This is a genomic window from Streptomyces venezuelae (genome assembly GCF_008642295.1).
Classification (GTDB): domain Bacteria; phylum Actinomycetota; class Actinomycetes; order Streptomycetales; family Streptomycetaceae; genus Streptomyces; species Streptomyces venezuelae_C.
Genome location: NZ_CP029190.1, coordinates 2,620,977 through 2,640,104 on the forward strand (window position 1 = coordinate 2,620,977; position 19,128 = coordinate 2,640,104).

17 protein-coding genes are annotated in these 19,128 nt (G+C 71.8%); 13 read left to right on the forward strand and 4 right to left on the reverse strand.

The features are described 5' to 3' along the window. Nucleotides 1-56: 56 nt before the first annotated feature. Nucleotides 57-821, reverse strand: coding sequence for a methyltransferase domain-containing protein (locus tag DEJ50_RS11295; RefSeq protein WP_150207511.1), 765 nt, complete (start codon nucleotides 819-821; stop codon nucleotides 57-59). Between the two features lie 295 nt (nucleotides 822-1,116). Between DEJ50_RS11295 and DEJ50_RS11300 the strand changes: the two genes are divergently transcribed. Then, on the forward strand, nucleotides 1,117-3,090 hold the full coding sequence (locus DEJ50_RS11300) for a helix-turn-helix domain-containing protein (RefSeq protein WP_150207513.1): 1,974 nt from the start codon (nucleotides 1,117-1,119) through the stop codon (nucleotides 3,088-3,090). On the opposite strand, the gene DEJ50_RS11305 is transcribed toward DEJ50_RS11300, so the two are convergent. After that, nucleotides 3,063-4,301 carry a transposase gene (locus DEJ50_RS11305; RefSeq protein WP_223837706.1) on the reverse strand — a complete coding sequence of 413 codons (1,239 nt, stop codon included), beginning with the start codon at nucleotides 4,299-4,301 and terminating at the stop codon, nucleotides 3,063-3,065. The genes DEJ50_RS11300 and DEJ50_RS11305 overlap by 28 nt on opposite strands. 788 nt (nucleotides 4,302-5,089) lie before the next feature. Here DEJ50_RS11305 and DEJ50_RS11310 point away from each other — a divergent pair. From DEJ50_RS11310 to DEJ50_RS11325, 4 genes are all read left to right on the forward strand, one after another. Next, entirely contained in the window at nucleotides 5,090-5,842 is a 753-nt protein-coding gene (locus tag DEJ50_RS11310) for a 4'-phosphopantetheinyl transferase family protein (RefSeq protein WP_150207515.1), read from the forward strand. 82 nt (nucleotides 5,843-5,924) lie between these two features. Further along, nucleotides 5,925-7,163 (forward strand): S8 family peptidase, encoded by a 1,239-nt coding sequence (locus tag DEJ50_RS11315; protein ID WP_150207517.1) that lies wholly within the window; start codon nucleotides 5,925-5,927, stop codon nucleotides 7,161-7,163. Between the two features lie 175 nt (nucleotides 7,164-7,338). After that, complete coding sequence (locus tag DEJ50_RS11320) at nucleotides 7,339-8,634, forward strand: hypothetical protein (protein ID WP_150207518.1); 1,296 nt, start codon at nucleotides 7,339-7,341, stop codon at nucleotides 8,632-8,634. Nucleotides 8,635-8,711: 77 nt separating this feature from the next. Further along, a complete protein-coding gene (locus DEJ50_RS11325) occupies nucleotides 8,712-9,803 on the forward strand; it encodes a WxL protein peptidoglycan domain-containing protein (RefSeq protein ID WP_150207520.1) in 1,092 nt (363 codons plus the stop codon). Here the strand turns inward: DEJ50_RS11325 and DEJ50_RS11330 are convergent. Continuing rightward, entirely contained in the window at nucleotides 9,734-10,267 is a 534-nt protein-coding gene (locus DEJ50_RS11330) for a GNAT family N-acetyltransferase (protein ID WP_150207522.1), read from the reverse strand. The genes DEJ50_RS11325 and DEJ50_RS11330 overlap by 70 nt on opposite strands. Nucleotides 10,268-10,285: 18 nt before the next feature. Beyond that, nucleotides 10,286-11,278: an aldo/keto reductase family protein gene (locus DEJ50_RS11335; RefSeq protein ID WP_150207524.1), complete on the reverse strand. Its 993-nt coding sequence runs from the start codon at nucleotides 11,276-11,278 to the stop codon at nucleotides 10,286-10,288. Nucleotides 11,279-11,405: 127 nt separating this feature from the next. On the opposite strand from DEJ50_RS11335, the gene DEJ50_RS11340 reads away from it, so the two are divergent. The 8 genes from DEJ50_RS11340 (at nucleotide 11,406) to DEJ50_RS11370 (ending at nucleotide 19,101) form a co-directional block, all read left to right on the forward strand. Beyond that, nucleotides 11,406-12,125 (forward strand): thiamine pyrophosphate-dependent enzyme, encoded by a 720-nt coding sequence (locus tag DEJ50_RS11340; RefSeq protein WP_150207526.1) that lies wholly within the window; start codon nucleotides 11,406-11,408, stop codon nucleotides 12,123-12,125. A 46-nt stretch (nucleotides 12,126-12,171) separates the two neighbouring features. Further along, nucleotides 12,172-13,065, forward strand: coding sequence for a transketolase family protein (locus DEJ50_RS11345; protein ID WP_150212061.1), 894 nt, complete (start codon nucleotides 12,172-12,174; stop codon nucleotides 13,063-13,065). 94 nt (nucleotides 13,066-13,159) lie between these two features. Beyond that, a complete protein-coding gene (locus DEJ50_RS35195; RefSeq protein ID WP_263399185.1) occupies nucleotides 13,160-13,285 on the forward strand; it encodes a hypothetical protein in 126 nt (41 codons plus the stop codon). Nucleotides 13,286-13,458: 173 nt separating this feature from the next. Beyond that, on the forward strand, nucleotides 13,459-14,223 hold the full coding sequence (locus DEJ50_RS11350) for a JmjC domain-containing protein (protein ID WP_317852530.1): 765 nt from the start codon (nucleotides 13,459-13,461) through the stop codon (nucleotides 14,221-14,223). Between the two features lie 4 nt (nucleotides 14,224-14,227). Continuing rightward, entirely contained in the window at nucleotides 14,228-15,094 is an 867-nt protein-coding gene (locus DEJ50_RS11355; RefSeq protein WP_150207530.1) for a JmjC domain-containing protein, read from the forward strand. Between the two features lie 4 nt (nucleotides 15,095-15,098). Beyond that, a complete protein-coding gene (locus DEJ50_RS11360) occupies nucleotides 15,099-17,147 on the forward strand; it encodes a prolyl oligopeptidase family serine peptidase (RefSeq protein WP_150207532.1) in 2,049 nt (682 codons plus the stop codon). Continuing rightward, a complete protein-coding gene (locus DEJ50_RS11365) occupies nucleotides 17,144-18,421 on the forward strand; it encodes a YcaO-like family protein (protein ID WP_190344421.1) in 1,278 nt (425 codons plus the stop codon). The genes DEJ50_RS11360 and DEJ50_RS11365 overlap by 4 nt, the downstream gene beginning before the upstream one ends. After that, the gene (locus tag DEJ50_RS11370) at nucleotides 18,418-19,101 is read left to right on the forward strand and encodes a TfuA-like protein (RefSeq protein ID WP_150207536.1); all 684 of its coding nucleotides are present in this window, start codon (nucleotides 18,418-18,420) and stop codon (nucleotides 19,099-19,101) included. The genes DEJ50_RS11365 and DEJ50_RS11370 overlap by 4 nt, the downstream gene beginning before the upstream one ends. Nucleotides 19,102-19,128: the final 27 nt, after the last annotated feature.

The following is a 19,128-nucleotide window of genomic DNA, read 5'->3' on the forward strand; positions in this document are numbered from 1 at the left end:
AGTCCTCGCGGATGTAGAGGGGCGTAAGAGCTGAGGGCGGTGCGGGGGGTGGTGGGTCACCGGGCGGGCACGATCGCCATGAGGATGTGGTCCACCGGGAGGTCGTTCTCCCTCACCTGGCGGGTGACCAGGGTGAGCAGCTTGCGGCCGGTCTCGGCAGCGAGCTGCCGAAGGAGTTCCATGTCGCCGCGGGAGCTGAAGTGCAGCAGGGCCGAGCCGTTGGGGGTCAGCCACTCGCAGACCTCGGCGAGGTAGCGGCGGTGCACGGAGTAGCCGGGGTCCACATAGGCCTTGTCGTGCTCGGAGGCGTAGCGGTGGCCGGCCGGCGCAAGAACGTAGTTGGAGCTGAAGAAGATCAGGTCGAAACGTTCCTGCCGGTCGAGCCCCGAGAACAGGTCGCTGTGGACGGCCTGGACCCGGGCGGTGACCCCGTGGCGGTGGGCGTTCAGCCGGGCGTTGTCCACGGCGTGCGGGTTGATGTCCGCCGCGACCACCCGCCGGCAGCCGGCCAGGGCGCCCATCACCGAGATCACACCGGTGCCGCAGCCGATCTCCAGCATGGAGCCGGAGCGGGGGGTCTCGACGGTGTCGGTCCAGCCGAGGAAGTCCAGGGCGATGGAGGTGCTGGGCGAGTAGACGGGGGCGAAGACCTCGTCCAGGAGGTCCCAGGTACGGCCCCGGAGCTCGAACTGGCTCGGCCGGTCGGCACGGGTGCGGGACTCGACACTGCGCGCCAGCGAACGCTGGTAGTCGCGTACCTCATGGGTGGGGTAGGCGTGGGCGAGCGCGGTGGCGTCGGAAGCGACAGTGGCCTGGGACATGGTTCCCCCTCCTGGAATGTCACTCGAGAACTGGTCGAGTAGGCGTGCCAGGAAGTCTGCTGCGGGCACGAGCCGATGCAGAAGGTGAGCCCTCCACACAACATGGGCCCCGGGGTGGTGTTCCGGCCACTGCCCCCTCCGCAGAATCGGATCAATGGCTTACAAAAGACCATGCAGACGGAATCTTCAACTCCTCTTTAACCACGGCGTATTGACAATTGACCATGGAGAGTGAGGTCACCTAGATTTCCAGCCAGCGAGGTTGTGCACCCCCCACACGTGAGGAAACAACCCCATGGCATTAGATGCGCAGCCGACGCAGACCGGCATCCTGACTGTTCTGGAACTACTCGCCCGCGAGGCACCGGCCCGGGCCTTCGAGGGCCTCCTCGGCACGGCGGGCCACTCCGACGCGAGCCGCGCCCGGCACGAAGAGCTCGACCGGGCGCTGCGGCTCGCCGCCGACGTACGCGAACAACTGGGCCGCCGGCAGCAGCGGGAGGCCGTGCTCTCCGCCCTGGTGGACACCGCCCACGACCTCACCCTGCCCTACGACCTGGACGCCCTGCTCCGGGTGATCGCCCGCCGAGCGCGACTGCTGCTCAACCTGGACATGGCGTACATCAGCTTCCACGACGAGGAGACGGGCGACAGCTACGTCCGGACCGCGGACGGCCATGCCACCGCGCTGACCGTGGGCTTCCGGGTACCCGGCGGCTCGGGTCTGGGCAGTGCGGTCCGCCACAGCAGCGCCCCCTTCTGGAGCCCGGACTACCTGGCCGACGAGCGCGTCTCGCACCATTCCGTGATCGACGACGTGGTCCGCGCCGAAGGGCTGCGCGCCATCGTCGCCGTACCGCTGCGGCATCGCGGCTCCGCACTGGGCGTGCTCTACGCCGCCGACCGCACCATCCGGCACTTCACCCCCGACGAGATCGCCCTGATGGCCTCGCTGGGCGACCTCGCCTCGGTGGCCATCGAGAAGACCCGGGTGCTCAGCCGGGCCCGGGCCGACATCGCCGACCTGGAGCGCTACACCTCCCAGGCCAAGTCCGACCTGGTCTCGGAGCGCCGGGCCAACGACGCGCACACGCGGATGACGGACCTGCTGCTGGCCGGCGGCGATCTCGGCCAGCTGCTCGCAGTGGCCGCCGAAACCCTGGGCGGCACCGCCGCCGCACTCGACCCCGACGGCCGGGTGCTGTCCGCGACCGGGCCGCTTCCCCCCACGCTGCCCGGCCCGGAGGAGACTGCCAAGGCCGTCCTGGAAACCCATGTGGCCTGCCGGCCGGTGCAGTTCGCCCCGGACCTGTGGCTCGCCCCGGTCGCCGCCGGTACCGAATGCCTGGGCTGCGTCCTGCTGCACACCGCCGATCCGCTCTCCGACAGCGGGCTGCGGCTGCTGCGCCTGACCGCGGGCACCACCGGTGTGCTGATGCTGATGCACCGCAATACGGCGGTGGCCGAAAGCCAGGTGCGCGAGGAGTTCTTCGAGGACCTGCTGACGGTACCCGGCCGGCCGCCGGCCCAGCTCCGCGACCGGGCCCGCCGGCTCGGCCTCGACGTGGAACGCCCGTACGCCGTGGCGGTCATCCGCCCCGAGGGCGGCTCGCAGGGCCGGGCGGTGGTGTGGGCCTCGTCCTACGCACTGCGGGCCGGCGGCCTCTCCACCGTACGGGGCGGCTGCCTCACCCTGCTGCTGCCCTCCGACAACCCGGGGGCGACCGCCCGCCAGGTGTCCGACGAGCTGTCCCCGCTGCTCGGCCACCCGGTGACGGTGGGTGCGGCCGGGCCCACCACGGGTCTGGCGGACGTCGAACCCGCGCACGCCGAGGCGCTCCGCTGTCTGGGCGCACTCACCGCACTGGGCAGCACCGGCACCACGGCCGCCGCCAACGAACTCGGCTTCCTCGGGCTGCTGCTCGGAGACAACCACAGCGTCGGCGGCTATATCGCCGACACCATCGGTCCGGTCATCGACTACGACAGTCACCGGTTCACCAACCTGGTGCAGACCCTGGAGGCCTATTTCGAGTCCGGCAGCAGCCCCACCCATGCCGCCGAGACCCTGCACGTCCACCCCAACACGGTCTCCCGGCGGCTGGAGCGGATCACCGCCCTGCTGGGCGAGGACTGGCAGGAGCCGGCCCGCGCCCTGGAGGTGCAGCTCGCACTCCGGCTGCACCGCACCCGTGACACCCTCCGGCCGGACGGGCCGGCCCCGGTGACGGGCGAGAACGCTCACGCGGACCGTCTGGGTGCGCCGTAGCCCACCATCGGAAGGCCTGCCACCGGTGGTGCGGCCACCCTGGTGTGTCCTGTCGCCGGGACACCGGCCCGGACACCGGCCGCAGCACGGGCCGCCGCGGCGTGCGTCTCCCCGGCGAGGGCGCACACCGCGTGGGCGGCCGAGGCCAGGGTGACGTGCCGGTGCCAGCCGGGGAAGGACCGTCCCTCGAAGTCCCGCATGCCGACCCGCTCGGAGATCCCGGCGAAGTCCCGGTCCACCCGGCGGGACAGCTCGGCCAGCCGCAGCAGCCCGGCCGGCGGCGCCGAGACCAGGTCGGTCAGCAGGATCCGGTCGGGGCGGCGACGCGGATCGCTCCATTCCGCAAGCAGCATCAGGGGCCGCGCCGCGCCGCCCGCGCGGGTGGCCGTCTCCACCCGCACCGCCGCCGTGAAGGCCGTCCGCACCGAGCCGTCGACCCCGTCGGGGTAGCGGACCGGGCGGCGCAGCATCCGGGCCGCTTCCATCACCGTGCCGGCCCGGTTCCGGGTGCGGCCGATGCCCGGCAGGTGCGGGTCGATCACGGTCACCGGGGTGCTCCCGCCGATCCGCATCACGAACGGCAGCCCGGCCGCCGCGAACTGCTGCGGGAGCTCCTCGGCCCCGCCCTGCACCGCGTCCAGCACCACGGGCAGCCGGCGCAGCGTCCCCGGACCGGCGAGGTCCAGTACGGACCGGGCCGCGCAGTCGGCGAGGGTGCTCTCGGCGGGCAGGTGCAGCGACCAGCCGACCGGCGCGGTGACCTCGTCGCCGACGGCCCAGGCGCCGAACGCCTGCTGCCCGTTGACCATCTGGCCCAGCCGGGCGTCGAACCGGCGCTCCACCCCGACCGTGTGCGCCCCCGACTTGGGGATCACCATCGGCTTGACCACCCAGGCCCGGAGTCCGGCCGTCCGGTCCAGGTAGACGGCCAGCGCCTCCCGTACCGACTGCCAGTCCCAGGTCGAGCAGCTGATGAAGTGGTGCAGGCTCTGCTCCCCGGCCGCCATGCCGGCGTGCGCGGCGATGCTGCGCATGGACTTCCGGCCGGGCGCGGTCAGCAGGCCCCGGACGTACAGTTCGGCCTTGCGCCGCTGGTCGGCGCGCGGCAGCGTGTCGAAGACCGCGGCGCACAGGTGACCGACCGCGTCCACCGCTCCCGCCCCCGCACCGTGCGGCCGTGTGCGTCGCTCCGCCAGTCGCGAGCTGCCCATGCCCCCGCCTCTTCCCTCGTCCGCCAGGTCACTTCCAGCTTGGCTTCCGGACCCCTTGTGCACGAGGGCCGCCGGTCACACACCCTCACCCGAGGGGTGGTGACGTCGTCACCACCACCCGGTGAAGGAGCCGGTCGTCGGGGGTCCGGCAGAGCGGAATTGTGTGGGCGGGCCACACCGGCCCGGCTCCGGAGGTCCGGCTCCCCGACGCCCCGGCCGCCCGGCGGCAGGTCCACGCGGCGCCATCGCGCGGGCCGCGCATCCGGAACCGGCCCGAGGCCCGCGCCCCCCCCGGCCCGCCGGGGGCCCGGCGGGGCATCGGCCGGGCGCCGGCCATCGCACCGCGCAGGGCGCGCGACCGTTCGGCACCCCGGCCCCGGGCCGCCACGGGCTGCCCCAGGCGCCGGCCGGACGACGGCCGGACCGCGGTCGGCGGCCGGACCGCGGCCATCGCGCCACCCCGGGCGGCGGGCCCGGTTCGGCACCCCGGCCCGCCCCGTGCGCCGGCCGGGGCGCAGCCGGACCACGGCCGGACCACGGCCGGACCACGGCCGGACCACGGCCGGACCACGGCCGGACCACGGCCGGACCGCGGCCATCGCGCCACCCCGGGCGGCGGGCCCGGTTCGGCACCCCAGCCCGCCCCGGGCGACGGCCGGAGCGCAGCCGGACAACGGCCGGACGACGGCCGGACCCAGCCGGACCGCGGCCGGACCGCGGCCATCGGCACCAGCCACGAGACCGGCTGCGGATGCCGCCCGGGCGCCGGCCTCTCGTACTCTCATCGGGTGACCGCGTACGTGAACCCACTTGGCGGGGCCCGCCCCGCGACCGGCGCGCGCCCCACCGGCACCGCCGTGGCCGTGTGGTCCCTGGACACCACGCTCCCCGTGGTGGGCGGGCACCCGGTGGACGAGGCCGCGGCCGTACTGGACGCGGCCGAGCGCGAGCGGGCCGGCCGGCTGGTCCGGCCGGGCCACCGGCAGCGCTACCTGGCCTCGCACCTCGGCCTGCGCATCCTGCTGGGCCGCTATCTGGACCTGCCGCCGGAGGAGGTCCCGCTGGCCCGGGAGGCCTGCCACGGCTGCGGCGACCCGCACGGCCGCCCGGTGGTCGCCGGAGGCGGCGTGCACTTCTCCCTCTCGCACAGCGCGGACGCCGCCTACCTCGCCTTCTCGGGGGTACCGGTCGGCGTCGACGTGGAGTCCATGCCGACGCCCACCGCCGTGGCCGACGTCCTGAACGCCCTGCACCCGTGGGAGACCGCGGAGCTGTCGGCCCTGCCCGAACCGGACCGGCCGGCCGCCCTCGCCCGGATCTGGTCCCGCAAGGAGGCCTGCCTCAAGGCCACCGGCGCGGGCCTGACCGCCGGGCTGGCCGAACCCTACGTCGGCTCGGGCCCGGTGCCGGCCGCGGTCGCCGGCTGGACGCTGACCGACCTGCCGGCCCCCGCCGGCTACGCGGCGGCCCTGGCCGTGACCGCCGTGACCGCAGCCGGCCCCGGCGGCCCGGCCGGACCCGCCGGCCCGGAACACCGGTAGCGCGCCCACCGGGAGGGCGTGTCGTGCGGCCACTCGGCGCACCCTCGGTGCGCCCCGGGCGGCCCTCGTCCAGCATCGCCGCATGACCGCACTTTCCGTACTGCTCCCGGCCGCAGCCCTGTTGACGGCCGTGGCCCTGCCCGCCCCGCCGCCCGCCGGCACGGCTCCCGCCCCCGGTCCCGCATCGGCTCCCGCCCCGGTTCCCGCCACCGCACCCGACGCACCGGCCGCCCCGTACGTGGTCGTCCTCAAGGACGCCGCCCCGCGCGCCCTCACCCGCTCCCTGGCCGCCGAGGCGGCCGAGGCCGGCGACGAGGTCGGCCCGGTCTTCGGCGCCGCACTGCACGGTTTCGCCGTACGCACCACCCCGGCCCGGGCCGCCGCCTACGCCGCCGACCCCCGCGTGGAACGGGTCGAGCCCGACATCCGGTTCCGGATCAGCGACACCCAGCAGGCGGCCCCCTGGCAACTGGACCGGGTCGACCAGCCCGATCTCCCGCTCGACGGCTCGTACACGTACGGCACCACGGGCGCGGGCGTGACGGTGTACGTCCTGGACACCGGGATCAACACCGACCACCGGGAGTTCGGGGGCCGGGCCGTACACGGCGCCAACGCGGTGCGCGAGGAGGGGCCCGAGGACTGCAACGGCCACGGCTCGCACGTCGCGGCGACCGCGGGCGGTGCCACGTACGGGGTGGCCAAGGGCGTACGCCTGGTGTCGGTGAAGGTGGCCGACTGCAAGGGCTACGGCAGCCTCTCCGGGATCCTCTCGGGCATCGACTGGATGGTGCGCCACCATGCCGCCGCCCGCCCGGCCGGCCCCGCAGTGGCCAATATGAGCATGGGCGGCGGCCGGAGCTTCGGCATGGACAGCGCCGTACGCCGGGCCGTGGCCCGGGGCATCACCTTCACGGCCGCCGCGGGCAACGAGGGCCTGGACGCCTGCACCTCCTCCCCCGGCTCGGTCCCCGAGGCGCTGACGGTCGGCGCCACGGACTCCGGCGACCGGCGGGCCGGGTTCTCCAACCACGGCTCCTGCGTGGACGTGTTCGCGCCAGGGGTGGGCATCACCTCGGCATGGTCCGGCGGCCGGGAGACGGTCCGCACCATGTCCGGCACCTCCATGGCCGCCCCGCAGGCGGCGGGGGCCGCCGCGCTGGTCCTGGCCCGGCAGCCCGCGGCCACTGTGGCGCAGGTCGCGGCGGAGCTCGTACGGTCCTCGGTGCCGGACCGGATCGGCGGACTGCCGGCCGGTACCGCGAACCGGCTGCTCCAGGTCCCGGCGGAGCACGCGACCCTGCCGGCCTTCCCCCAGTAGCACCCCGGCCCAACGACTCGTCCTGATGGGACATCAATTTCTGTGTGCTTCGGGCGAAAGCAAGCCATTGACTTCTCATGGCGGCAAAGCGTCAATGTCGGCCACCGCACCGGCTCGGTCTCCCCCGCACAGCGGGTCGGGGGAGGGTTCGTCATGACGAAGGAGTCGCGACCCAGTGAGTACCGGAACCTTTCGACGAAGAGTGCTGGCCGGGGCGGGAGCCCTCTCCCTGGCCCTGACGGGTGGCGTGGCGGGCCTGGCGGGAACGGCACAGGCGGCGACCAAGACCACCACCGTCTTCGTGCAGTGCGACGCTCCGGATCCCCAGCCGGACGGCTCGGGCAACCAGACCTTCACGGTCACCCTGCCCGACACGGCCAAGGCCGGTGACACCGTGCCCATCACGGTGGACCCGGGCCCGAGCCCCCTGCTGCCGCAGTTCGCGGTGACCACCGAGAACACCACCAAGATCACCCTGGTGGTCGGCAGCGCCAAGCAGACCATCATCGGCGACCCGGAGACGGTCACCGTCACCCCCGGCGTGCCGCTCGACCCCAAGCCCGTCACCAAGACCATCAAGGTGCCGGACGGCAGCGAGGGCACCACCGTCGACGTCAAGCTCGACCTGATCGTGACGGACGCCAAGCTCGGCGCCTCCGTCTTCACCACGACCTGTACGCCGGCCCCGCGCCCGAGCGCCTCGCTCGGCTCGATCGCGGTCGAGGCCCTGCCGAAGGACCCGGTCACCACCAAGCTGACGCCGAACAGCGGCAAGGCGGGCACCTCCGTGGCCGTCTCCGGCGCCAACTTCCCGGCCGGACCGGTCACCTGTTCCGCGACGCTCGGCGGCACGGCCACCGGTGACACCGGGACCGGCAGCGCGGACGCCTCCGGGGCCGCCGCCTGCACCCTGACGGTCACCAAGAAGGCCGATGCGATCAGGATCGACGGTTCGACCGGCGCGGCCAAGTCCTTCGTCTTCATCGAGGAACAGGCCGGAGTGAAGAACCCGGTCGACGTCGAGGTGCTGCCCGGCCCGCTGGGCATCGGTCCGAAGGACGGCTTCCCGGCCTCCGAGTGGGGCAAGGTCACCATCAACGGAAAGCCGCAGTCGGTCATCGGCCAGTTCAACGCCGCCACCGTGCAGGACTTCCGCGGCGGCAGCCTCGGCTGGGACGTCACCGCGACCCGTACGCCGTTCCTGAACGAGGCCACCGGCCACTCGATGGCGAATGCGCAGATCGGCATCCAGCCGAGCTGCACCGTCACCAACCCGGACAGCCCGAGCACCTGCACCGCCGGTGCGCCCGGGGCGATCACGGACACCCCGATGAAGGTGGCCTCCCAGGCCGCCGGCGGTGACCAGCTGACCGGTGGCGAGTTCTCGGTCGGCGGCGCCGGGATGATCCAGCTCCCGTCGTTCATGTTCGCCGACACCTACCAGTCGGTGGTGACCTTCTCGGTCGCCTGACCGGTCAGTCCGGCCCGATCCCGGGTGGTGCGGGGCTACGGCCCCGCACCACCCTTCCCTGTCTGGAGAACGCGCCCATGGCCGCCACCCGCACCATCCGCCGCTCCCCGCTCGCCCTCCTCAGGCTGCTGCTGCTCCTCGGCCTGCTCTCCGCGGGCCTCATACCGGCCACCGCGGCCCGGGCCGCGGACAACGGCAGCTGGGGCGTCTTCCCGACCCCGCCCGCGGGCGCGCAGATGCCCGACCGGGCGTACTTCTTCCACCAGGGGGCGGCCGGCAGCACCGTCCGCGACAGCGTGACCGTGCACAACGCCTCCGACCGGGAGCTGACCTTCCGGGTCTTCGCCACCGACGCCGTGAACACCCCGGTGGGCGGAGCGTTCGCCCTGCTGCCGGTGGAGACCCGGCCCAAGGACCTCGGCACCTGGATCGGACTGGGGCCGGAGGCCTCCGGAACGGTCACCGTCCCGGCCAAGGGCCGCAAGGACATCCCGTTCACCATCACGGTGCCGGAGGACGCCGCCCCCGGTGACCACGTGGGCGGCATCGTCGCCCTGGGCACGGCGATCGAGGGCACGGAGGGCGAGGACAAGGTGAAGGTCGGGGTCCGGCGCTCGGTCGGGGCGCGGATCTACTTCCGGGTGCCCGGCCCGGTGGCTCCCGGGCTGAGCGTGGAGAACGTACGGATCTCCCGGAGCGCACCGCTGCTGCCGTGGACCGGCAAGGCGCCGGTGACCGTGTCGTACGCGCTGGTCAACCGGGGCAATGTGGTGCTGGCCCCGACCGTGTCGGTGCGCGCCGAGGGCCTGTTCGGGCGTACGGTGCTGAACCGTCCGGCGCGGGACCTGAAGCTGGTGCTGCTGCCCGGGCAGCGGATCGAGCTGACCGAGCCGTGGCCGGACTCCCCGCAGCTGGACCGGGTCGAAGTGACGCTGACCGCCGGGGCGGTGGACCACCCGGTCCTGTCGGCGGAGGGCGGTACGGCCTTCACGGCGGTCCCCTGGCCGGCGGCGGGCGCCCTGCTGCTCCTCTCCGGCGCGGCTCTGGCCCTCTGGGCCCGGCGGCGCCGCCGCGGTACCGGCACCGGTGCCGGTGCCGGTCAGGCGGGGGGCCCGCCGGCCAGTTTCCTTTCCCAGAAGATTTCGTCGCGCCATGCGCCGTCGGCGTAGAAGTGCTCATGGGCGATGCCCCAGGAGCGGAATCCCGCCTTGCGGAGGATCGCCTGGGACGCGAGGTTCTCCAGTTGGGTGTGGGCCTCCAGCCGGTGCAGGTTCAGCTCCTCCTCGGCGATCCGCAGCACGAGGCCGACGGCACGGCTCGTGTGCCCGAGTCCCTGGTGGCGGGCGGAGACCCAGTACCCGAGGAATCCCTTCTGGAACGGGCCGCGCAGGATCGAGCCGATGGTGACCTGCCCGATGACGGTGCCGTCGGAGACCACGACGCCGGGCCAGGCGAGCCCCTTGTCATGGGAGGCCAGCAGGGATTCGATGGCCGCGGCCTGCCCGTCGGGCGTGTAGAACCCGTCGGGCCTCTCGGGCAGCCAGCGCGCGTACGCCGGCCTGTCCCGGGAGAGCAGGCCGGCGAGTGCGCGTGCGTCGGAGGCCTCGATCAGGCGGATCGACGTGGAGTTCACGGGTGTTCTGCTGTCCTGTCAGCTGCGGTAGTCGGTCGGTTCCGAGGGCGTCTTGCGCGGGTCGCGCTCGATGACCGGCCCGAGGATGCGGTCGATCCGCTCGACGGTCTCGTCGTCCAGCTCGATCCCGGAGGCCGTGACGTTCTGGGCGATCTGCTCGGGCTTGGTGGCGCCGACGATCGCCGTCGCGACGTTCGGGTTGCGCAGCACCCAGGCGATGGCCAGCTGGGGCATGGACAGGCCGAGGTCGGCGGCGACCTCGCCGAGCGCGGCGACGCGCTTGAGCACGTCGTCGGTCAGCGCTCCCGAGGCGAACTGGGAGGCGGCCACCCCTGCGGCGCGCGATCCGGCGGGGGGCGGCTGGCCGGGCTGGTACTTACCGGCCAGCAGGCCCTGGGCCAGCGGTGACCAGACGAGCTGCCCGATCCCCTCGCGCTCGCACAGCGGGACGATCTCCTCCTCGATGACCCGCCACACCATGTTGTACTGCGGCTGGTTGGAGATGATCCGGTCGAAGCCCATCCGGTCGGCGAGCGCCAGGGCCTCGGAGATCTGGTCCGCGGTCCATTCCGAGACCCCCACGTAGAGGACCTTCCCCTGCCGGACCAGGTCGTCGAAGGCGCGCAGGGTCTCGGCGAGCGGGGTCTGCGGGTCGAAGCGGTGCGCCTGGTAGAGGTCGATGTAGTCGGTCTTGAGCCGGCGCAGCGAGCCGTGCGCCGCCTCCATGATGTGCTTGCGGGACAGGCCCCGGTCGTTCGGCCCCGGCCCGATCGGGGCGAAGACCTTGGTCGAGATCTCCACGGATTCCCGGCGTACGTTCTCCAGGGCGCGACCGAGTACGGCTTCCGCCCGGGTGCCACCGTAGACATCGGCGGTGTCGAAGGTCGTAATGCCCTGCTCGAGCGCCTCGCGGGCGATTCGTTCAGCGGATCCCTCCGTATAGCTGATCCAGCTTCCATAGGAGATCTCGCTTATTTTCAGCCCGCTGCGTCCTAGGGTTCGATACTTCATGGGTCGGGAGTGTACGCACAGCCCCGGCCGTCCAACACCGCAACCTGACAAGGTCTTCGGGCGGTCGAACCGGAAGGCCCCCGATCGGAACTAGTGTCGTTCCCGCTGGGCTTTCGAGGGGATGATCATGCACGAAATCCTGACCAGGGAACGCGATGCAAAGTCGGACTCATACGGGTTCGAAGACCTCGCAGGACTGATGTCCCGGATGACCGGGGACGAAAAGCATTCCGAAGCCGCCACCTCGACCATGGACGCACTCTGGGTGCTCTACGACCGGGTCCTCCAGGTCGATCCCACCCTGCGCGAGGACCGCGACCGCTTCTATCTTTCAAAGGGCCACGGCCCACAGGCCTACTACGCAGTACTGTGCGCCAAGGGATTCTTCGAGCCCGAGCTTTTCGACATGTTCGGCGCATTCAATTCGCCGCTCGGCTACCACCCCGACCGTGCGCTCATCCCCGGTGTCGAGATATCCAGCGGGTCGCTGGGACACGGGCTGCCGCTGGCGGTGGGGACGGCGCTGGGTCTGCGGGCGCGCGGACTGACCGACTCCCGGCTCTGGGTCCTGCTCGGCGACGGCGAATTCGACGAGGGCTCCAATCACGAAGCCGTCGCCTACGCCGCCCGGGCCGGCCTGGACCGGCTGAACGCCGTGGTGATCGACAACCACTCGGCGACCCAGGGCTGGCCCGGCGGTCTGGAGACCCGGTTCGCGGCCGAGGGCTGGGCGACCCTGCGGGTCGACGGCCGCGACCACGAGGCGCTGGAGAAGGCCTTCACCACCCCGCATCCGGGCCGGCCCGGTCTGGTCGTCGCCGATGTGGGCGCTCCGGCCGACCGCTGACGCCCGGACACCGGAACTACTCAGAGGAGTGCCCTTGGCAGGCATCATGCGCGAGCGCTTCGTCGATGTCACGACAGAGCTGCTAGGCGTCCACGAGAACCTTGCACTGGTGACCGCCGACCTCACCGCGGGGCTGTTCCGCGCGGCCAAGGAGAGCCACCCCGACCGGGTCGTCAACCTGGGGATCAGGGAACAGTTGCTGGTCAGCGTCGCGGGCGGGATGTCGCTGGCAGGAATGCGGCCGATCGCCCACAGCTTCGCACCCTTCCTCATCGAGCGGCCCTTCGAGCAGATCAAGCTCGATCTGAACCATCAGGACGCGGGCGCGGTCCTGGTCAGCGCCGGCGCCTCGTACGACATGGCGAGCAGCGGCCGGTCCCACCAGTCGCCCGGAGATGTCGCACTGCTGTCGACACTGCCCGACTGGACCATCCATGTTCCGGGCCACCCGGACGAGGCCGAGGCGCACCTGCGCGAGGCCGCGACCGGCGACGGACTCGTCTACGTCCGGCTGTCCAACCAGTCGAACGCCGAGCCGTACGGCCTGGACTCCGGGCACGGGTTCCGGGTCCTGCGCCGCGGAACACAGGCCACCGTCATCGCGGTGGGGCCCCTGGCCGACGCCGTGCTGGAGGCCACCGAACACCTGGACGTCACCGTCCTCTACGGCGCCACCATCCGCCCCTTCGACACCGCCGGACTGCGTGCGGTGGTAGGTGAGCAGGCGGTGGCCTCGGTCGTCCTCGTCGAGCCCTATCTCGCGGGAACATCGACCGCCGAAATCGCCGGCGCCCTTGTGGACCGGCCGCACAGAATCCTCGCTCTCGGGGTCTCGAAAGAAGAACTGCGGAACTACGGCTCGCCGCGCCAGCATGCCATTGCGCATGGCCTGGGCCCGGCCGGAATGCGCCGGAAGATTTCTTCTTTCCTTTCCTCTTGACGAGAGATCCGCATTACCGTTCTAATTGTTTCACCAACCCGTTGAAAACAACGGGAAATCGATTCACCGCCGGAAAAGAAAAAGGGGTATTCGAATGTCCATCAACGACAAGCTCTCCGCCACCAACGAGGAGACCATCATCGCTGCCGCCGACGCTGAGGTCGCGGAGCTCTCCGACCACGAGCGCCCGATGGTCATCGGTGTCATCAACGAGGCCTAAAGCGTGATTCGGGGGCGGCCTTCGGGCCGCCCCCGATCGGTTTCGATTTAGTGATAAGGATTCTCGTGGAAACCGTACATCCACTGACTCGCCTCATTGACGAAGTCGACCTCATGGGCGCCTTCTGGAACAAGAGGCACGGGTTGTTCAAGAATGCCTCTCCGGTGGCGGGAATGCTGGATGAGACGGCCATTCAGGAAGTGCTCGACGTCGGCCTGCTCCGCTGGCCGTACTTCATGCTCCTGAAGGAGGGGATCCAGCCGGCGATCTCGGACTTCACCCGCACCAGGAACGTCCGCGGCCAGAGCGTGAGCGACTTCGCCGACGCCGAGAAGGTCCGGAAGCACCTGGCCGGCGGCGCCACCATGAAGCTGAGCCAGCTCGAGGACTGGCACCGGCCGACGCGGCAGCTCATGGACGAGATCGAGAGCAGGCTCCCCGCCGAGCTCAAGGCCTATGTCTTCTACACCCCGTGCGACAACACCGGCATGCTTCCGCACCGGGACCCGTCCCATGTGCTCGCCGTGCAGATCGCCGGCGCCAAGGAATGGCGCATCTACGACGCTCCGGACAAGGTCGACTCCCGTGGCGGACTCCTGCCCGAGCTGGATGCGGACAGCCACTCGCGCTCCTTCGTCATGGAGCCCGGGGATGTCCTCTACCTGCCGCACGGCGTCCCCCATGTCGCCACGGCCCGGACGGGCACCTCGCTCCACCTGACCCTGACCCTCACCGAGCCGGCCCCGCTGGAGCTCGTCGAGTCCCTGATGCAGGGCTTCGGCGAGGAAGCGGACCGCCTGGAATCCACCACCTCCGGCATCTCCACCGAGGCCAAGGCCGAGGCGGTGACCCGTGCGTTGCTCGGCTACCTGGACCAGGTGGACCCGGACGCACTCGTGGACAAGACCGTGGCGCGCATGCGGAACCGGAGGGCCTGAACCGATGACCATCGACGTTTCCGCGCGGACGGAAGAGACCACGCGGGCACCCGAGCACCTCGCCGACCTCGTCGGTGACGCCGAGACCTTCCTCGGCGAGGTATGGGGAATCCGTACGGCCACGTTCAGCTGCGAGCCGGCGAAGACGCTGCTCTCCACGGCGGACGTCTGGAACGAGCTGGACTGCGGCTCGCTGGTCGCCCCCTACTTCGGCATCCTCAGGGAGGGCACCGACCCCACGGTCTCGGGCGTCGCCGAGACCCGGATCGTCCAGACGAAGCCCCGGCCCGGGTACGCGAAGCCGGCCGCGGTGCGCGAGCTGGTCGCCTCCGGCCACGTCTTCGTGCTGAGCCAACTGGAAGACTGGAAGGGCCCGATCGGCGCACTCGTCGACGCGCTCCGAACCGAATGCCGTGCCCAGGCCGGTGCCGACGCGTACTTCTGCGCCGCCGGATCCGATGGCGTACCCGCCCATGCGGACGGCGCCCACACCCTCACCGTGCAGCTCGAAGGCCGTATGCGCTGGATCGTGGGCGAGGGCGGGCAGGCCACCGAGACCGTGCTCGAAGCCGGCGACGTCCTCTACGTCCCGGCCGGGCGGGTGCGCCGGGGAGCCCCGGCCGGCACCGATGCCCTGCACCTGGTGATCTCGCTCCAGCAGCCCACCGCCCGGGATCTCGCCGAGCTGGCCCTGGCCGTGTTCCTCAAGGGCTCCGCCGCGGCAGGGGTGGCCGGAACGCATCACTTCCTGTCCGTGGAGGAGAAGGTCGCCTGGCTCCGGAGCGAGCTGCACGCCCATCTCGCCGGCCAGGACCACGGAGCGCTGGCAGCACAGGCCGTACGGCTCCGGCAGCGCGAAGGCAGGGCGTAGCACCGTGCCCGGACCCACCACCGAAGGCAGCGCCGGGACCGCTCTGTTCGAACTCCTGCGGACACAGCAGCGGCTGACGAGGGCGCACCGCCTGGGCAGCCGTCTTCTCGTCGAATCCCAGATCGAGCGGGAGAACCGTCCCGACCTCGTTCCCTTCGTGCTGGGCTACTCCCCCGACCACGGCGACGGGCCGACCCTGCTGCACGCACACGCGGGCGCCTCGTCGGTGACCGTCCTCGGTGACGAGGACTACCTCTTCCTCTCGGACCGGCGCCCGCCGGCGGAAAACTCTCTGGGCTCGGTGGGCGGCCGGTCGCTCTGGCGGCACCGCGAGGGGCGGGAACCGCAGGCACTGCTCGGCACCGCCCGCGACGTGGTCTGCTACGCCGCCGCCGGCCGGACGGCCGTCGCGGCCGTCTGGGTGCACGCCAAGGCGGACTCCTTCGCAGCGGACCGGGCTCTCCGGGAGCAGGAGGCCCGGGAGGGCCTGACCGCGGTGACCGTCGAGGGCGACCTCTGGCCGCGCTCCAGCCAGCAGTTCGGCACCGAGGTACTCAAGCTGGTCGTCCTGTCCCTGGCCGAGAATGCCGGCGATGCCGGGGAGGCCGGGGATACGGCCGAGCCGGTCCTGCTGGAACTTCCCCTCGACCGGGACACCCGGCTGTCCGGGCAGGTCGCCCTGACCCCCGACGGCCGCCGCTGCGCCGCCGGGCTGGTCCGCTTCCTGCCCGGCGGGCACCGTCGCTACGGGCTACTCCTGTTCTCCCCGGGCTTCTCCCCGGACCTGCCGGATGAGGCCCGGCAGGTCTGGGCCGAGGACGACCTGAGCGACGCGGTCGCGTCCCCCGACGGCGCCTGGTTCGCCTGCACCGCGGAACGGATCGCGGTCCCCGGTATGGCGCCCCGTCAGGAGGCGGCCCTGGTGTCGAGCGACGGACTCGACGTCCGCAAGGTCGCTCAGGCCCACCGCGACTGGCTTCAGCCCCGCTGCTGGCAGGACTCCACGACGCTGCTGTGCACCGGCGAGGAGGACGGGCGGCGCCACCTCTGGCGGATCGCCGTCGACACGGACGTCATCACACGGTTGGACGCCGGCGGCTCGGTGCTCTCCGTGACGGCCCGCGGGAGCGAGGCCCTGGTCGTCCGCTCCTCCATCGGGTCGCCCCCCTCGGTCGTGGCCCTCTCGCTCGCCACACCGGAGGCCACCCGCACGGAGGTCTTCGCCCCGGCCGCCGCGGCCATCCCCCGGGGCAGGATGGAGCGTCTCACCTACGAGGCACCCGACGGAGCCAGGTGGAGCAGCTGGCTCTGCCTGCCCGAGGACTTCGACGGGGATGCCGGCGGCGGGCTTCCCGTCCTCGTCTGGTGCCACGGCGGGCCGATGCTCAGCTGGACCGACTGGTCCTGGCGGTGGAACCCCTGGCCGTTCGTCGCCGACGGGTACGCGGTCCTGATGCCCGACCCTCCCCTGTCGGTCGGGTACGGCCAGGACGCCATCGAGCGCGGGTGGGGGAAATGGACCTCCGAGGTGGCCGCCGTGGCCGCCGAGCAGATCGGGGACGCACTGCTCGATCCCCGTCTCGACGCCGAGCGGGTGGCGGTGATGGGAGCGAGCTTCGGCGGCTTCCTCTCGCTGGCACTGGGAACCCTCCTGCCCGAACCGCGCCTGATCGTCAGCCACTGCGGCTGGGCCGATTTCCCCGCGGTGGCCCGGGCCTGCGATCTGCACTGGCACTGGCTGCGCGAGTACGGCCCGGTGGATGCCTCGCCGGCCTACCGCTCGGAGAGCCTCTCGCTCGAGGCCATCTCGCCGCGGACCAAGGTGCTCCTGTCCCACGGATGTGAGGACAGCCATGTGCCGGTCGGTGAATCGCGCGCCGTGTACCGGGCGCTGGACACCCTGGGCGTGGACGTCGAACTCATGCTCGTCCCGGACGAGCGGCACAGCATCCTCAGACCCGCGAACGCCGCCGCCTGGCACCGGTGGGTCGCCCAGGCATGTCGCGAGAGGCTCGGCAAGCGGTCGGCCAGAAAGGAATTCAGCGTCAGATGACGATCGTTCATACGCGTGTCCCTGCGAGCCTCGACCGGACCCACTGGTTCCCGCCCGCGGCCGACGCGCCCGCCACCGCCTGCGGCACCTCCCTGCGGACCCGCACGCTGGAAGAGACGGAGGCGCTGGCCCGGGCCAGCTTCACCCGGTGCGGAATCACCCGGGTCGCCGATGTCACCGAGCTCGATGTCCTCGGCATCCCGGTCTTCAACAGCTTCCGGCCCGCCGCGGCACCCGGGCTCAATACGGTGACCAGCGGAAAGGGCATGACCGCGGCGGCAGCCCGGGTCTCGGCCATGATGGAGGCGATCGAGCGGACCTGGTGCGAACAGCGGGCGGGTGAGCCCCCGCTGCGGGCTTCGTACGCCGAGCTGTGCGCCTCGGGCGTCCCCGCGCTCGACCCCCGGCGCCTGATCCTCAAGCGGGGCCACACCTGGACCGAGGACGCGTCCATCGCCTGGTGGCCCGTACGGGAACTGGCCTCGAACACCGAGGTGCTCATTCCCGCTCTCGCGGTGTTCGTGCCCTTCCCGAACGAGTGCGGGATGTTCCGGTCGAACACCATCGGCCTCGCCGTGGGCAACAGCCCCCAGGAGGCCCTGCTGCACGGACTGCTCGAGACCATCGAGCACGACTGCACGGCATTCGGCGAGACCCTCAAGAGCGGCTGGAACATCCGGCTGTCCTCGCTGCCGGACGCCGCCCGGGAACTGGTCGGCCGGTTCGGGCAGATGGGGGTCAACGTCCAGGTCTTCGCCTATGTCAACGACATCGGAGTACCGACGTTCTTCGCGACCACCGACGACACCCAGGCCGGCGACGGGATGCTCTTCAACGGCGGCGCGGGCTGCCATCTCGATCCGGTCGTCGCGGTGACCCGCGCGCTGACGGAGGCGGCCCAGTCGAGGCTCGCGGTGATCGCGGGCGCACGGGAGGACTTCGCGGGCCAGGCCTACCGCCGCCACTCCTCCTACGAAGCCCTCCGCGAGATGTACGAGGTGTGGAGCAGCGGGCGGCCCACGGCGGATTTCGACGTGGTCCAGAGCTCGAGCACCGGCACGACGGACGGCGACCTCGAGGTGGTCCTGGCCGGACTGGAACGCGCCGGGCTCCCGCTGGTCTTCGCCACGGAACTGGCCCCCGACGACCTTCCGTTCTCGGTCACCAAGGTGATCGTGCCCGGACTCGAGGTCTACCACAACGATCCCGCGCGGCTGGGAACACGCCTGCACCGCGAGATGGTGCGAGCCGGACTCACAAAGGCCCTGTCATGACGATCAGCCCCACCATCACGGTGTTCACCGGCCCCTCGCTGCGCCCGGCGGACCTCACCCGGCTCCAAGGCCTCGCCCGGGAACGGAACCGGACGCTCGATCTGCGGCCCCCGGTCCGCCGGCACGATCTGCTGGCCCTCATCGGCGCGGAGTCCCCTCGTAAAGTCATCATGCTGGACGGGGAGTTCGGCCAGAGTCTCGCGGTGAGCGTGACCGAGGTGCGGGCCCTGCTGTTCGCCGGGCAGCCGCTGTCCGGCGCGTCCTCGATGGGCGCGCTGCGGGCCGTGGAATGCCGGACGATCGGGATGACCGGCAGCGGCTGGGTCTACTCGCAGTACCTGAACGGCTCGATCGACTCCGATGGCGATGTGGCGCTGCTGTACGACCCGGAGGACTTCACCCCCGTCACCATTCCGCTGGTGAACGTCCGCTGGCTGCTGGCGGAACGGGTGCGGGAAGGCGACCTCTCCGCCGAAGAGGCGAGCAGTGCGCTGGAGATCGCGAAGGCCCTGAACTTCCGGGACAGACGGCATTCCGTTCTGTTGAAGCAGTGGAAGCACGGGCTCCCCGAGGGCGCCGCGGCGGCCCTGGAAGCACATTTCGCCACCGACCGTCTCGACGACTGGGACCGCAAGAGGCTTGACGCCCTCGAAGTCGTGGAAGCGGCGCTGTTGTCCTGATGCTGTCCTGATGCCATTCCAGCAGGG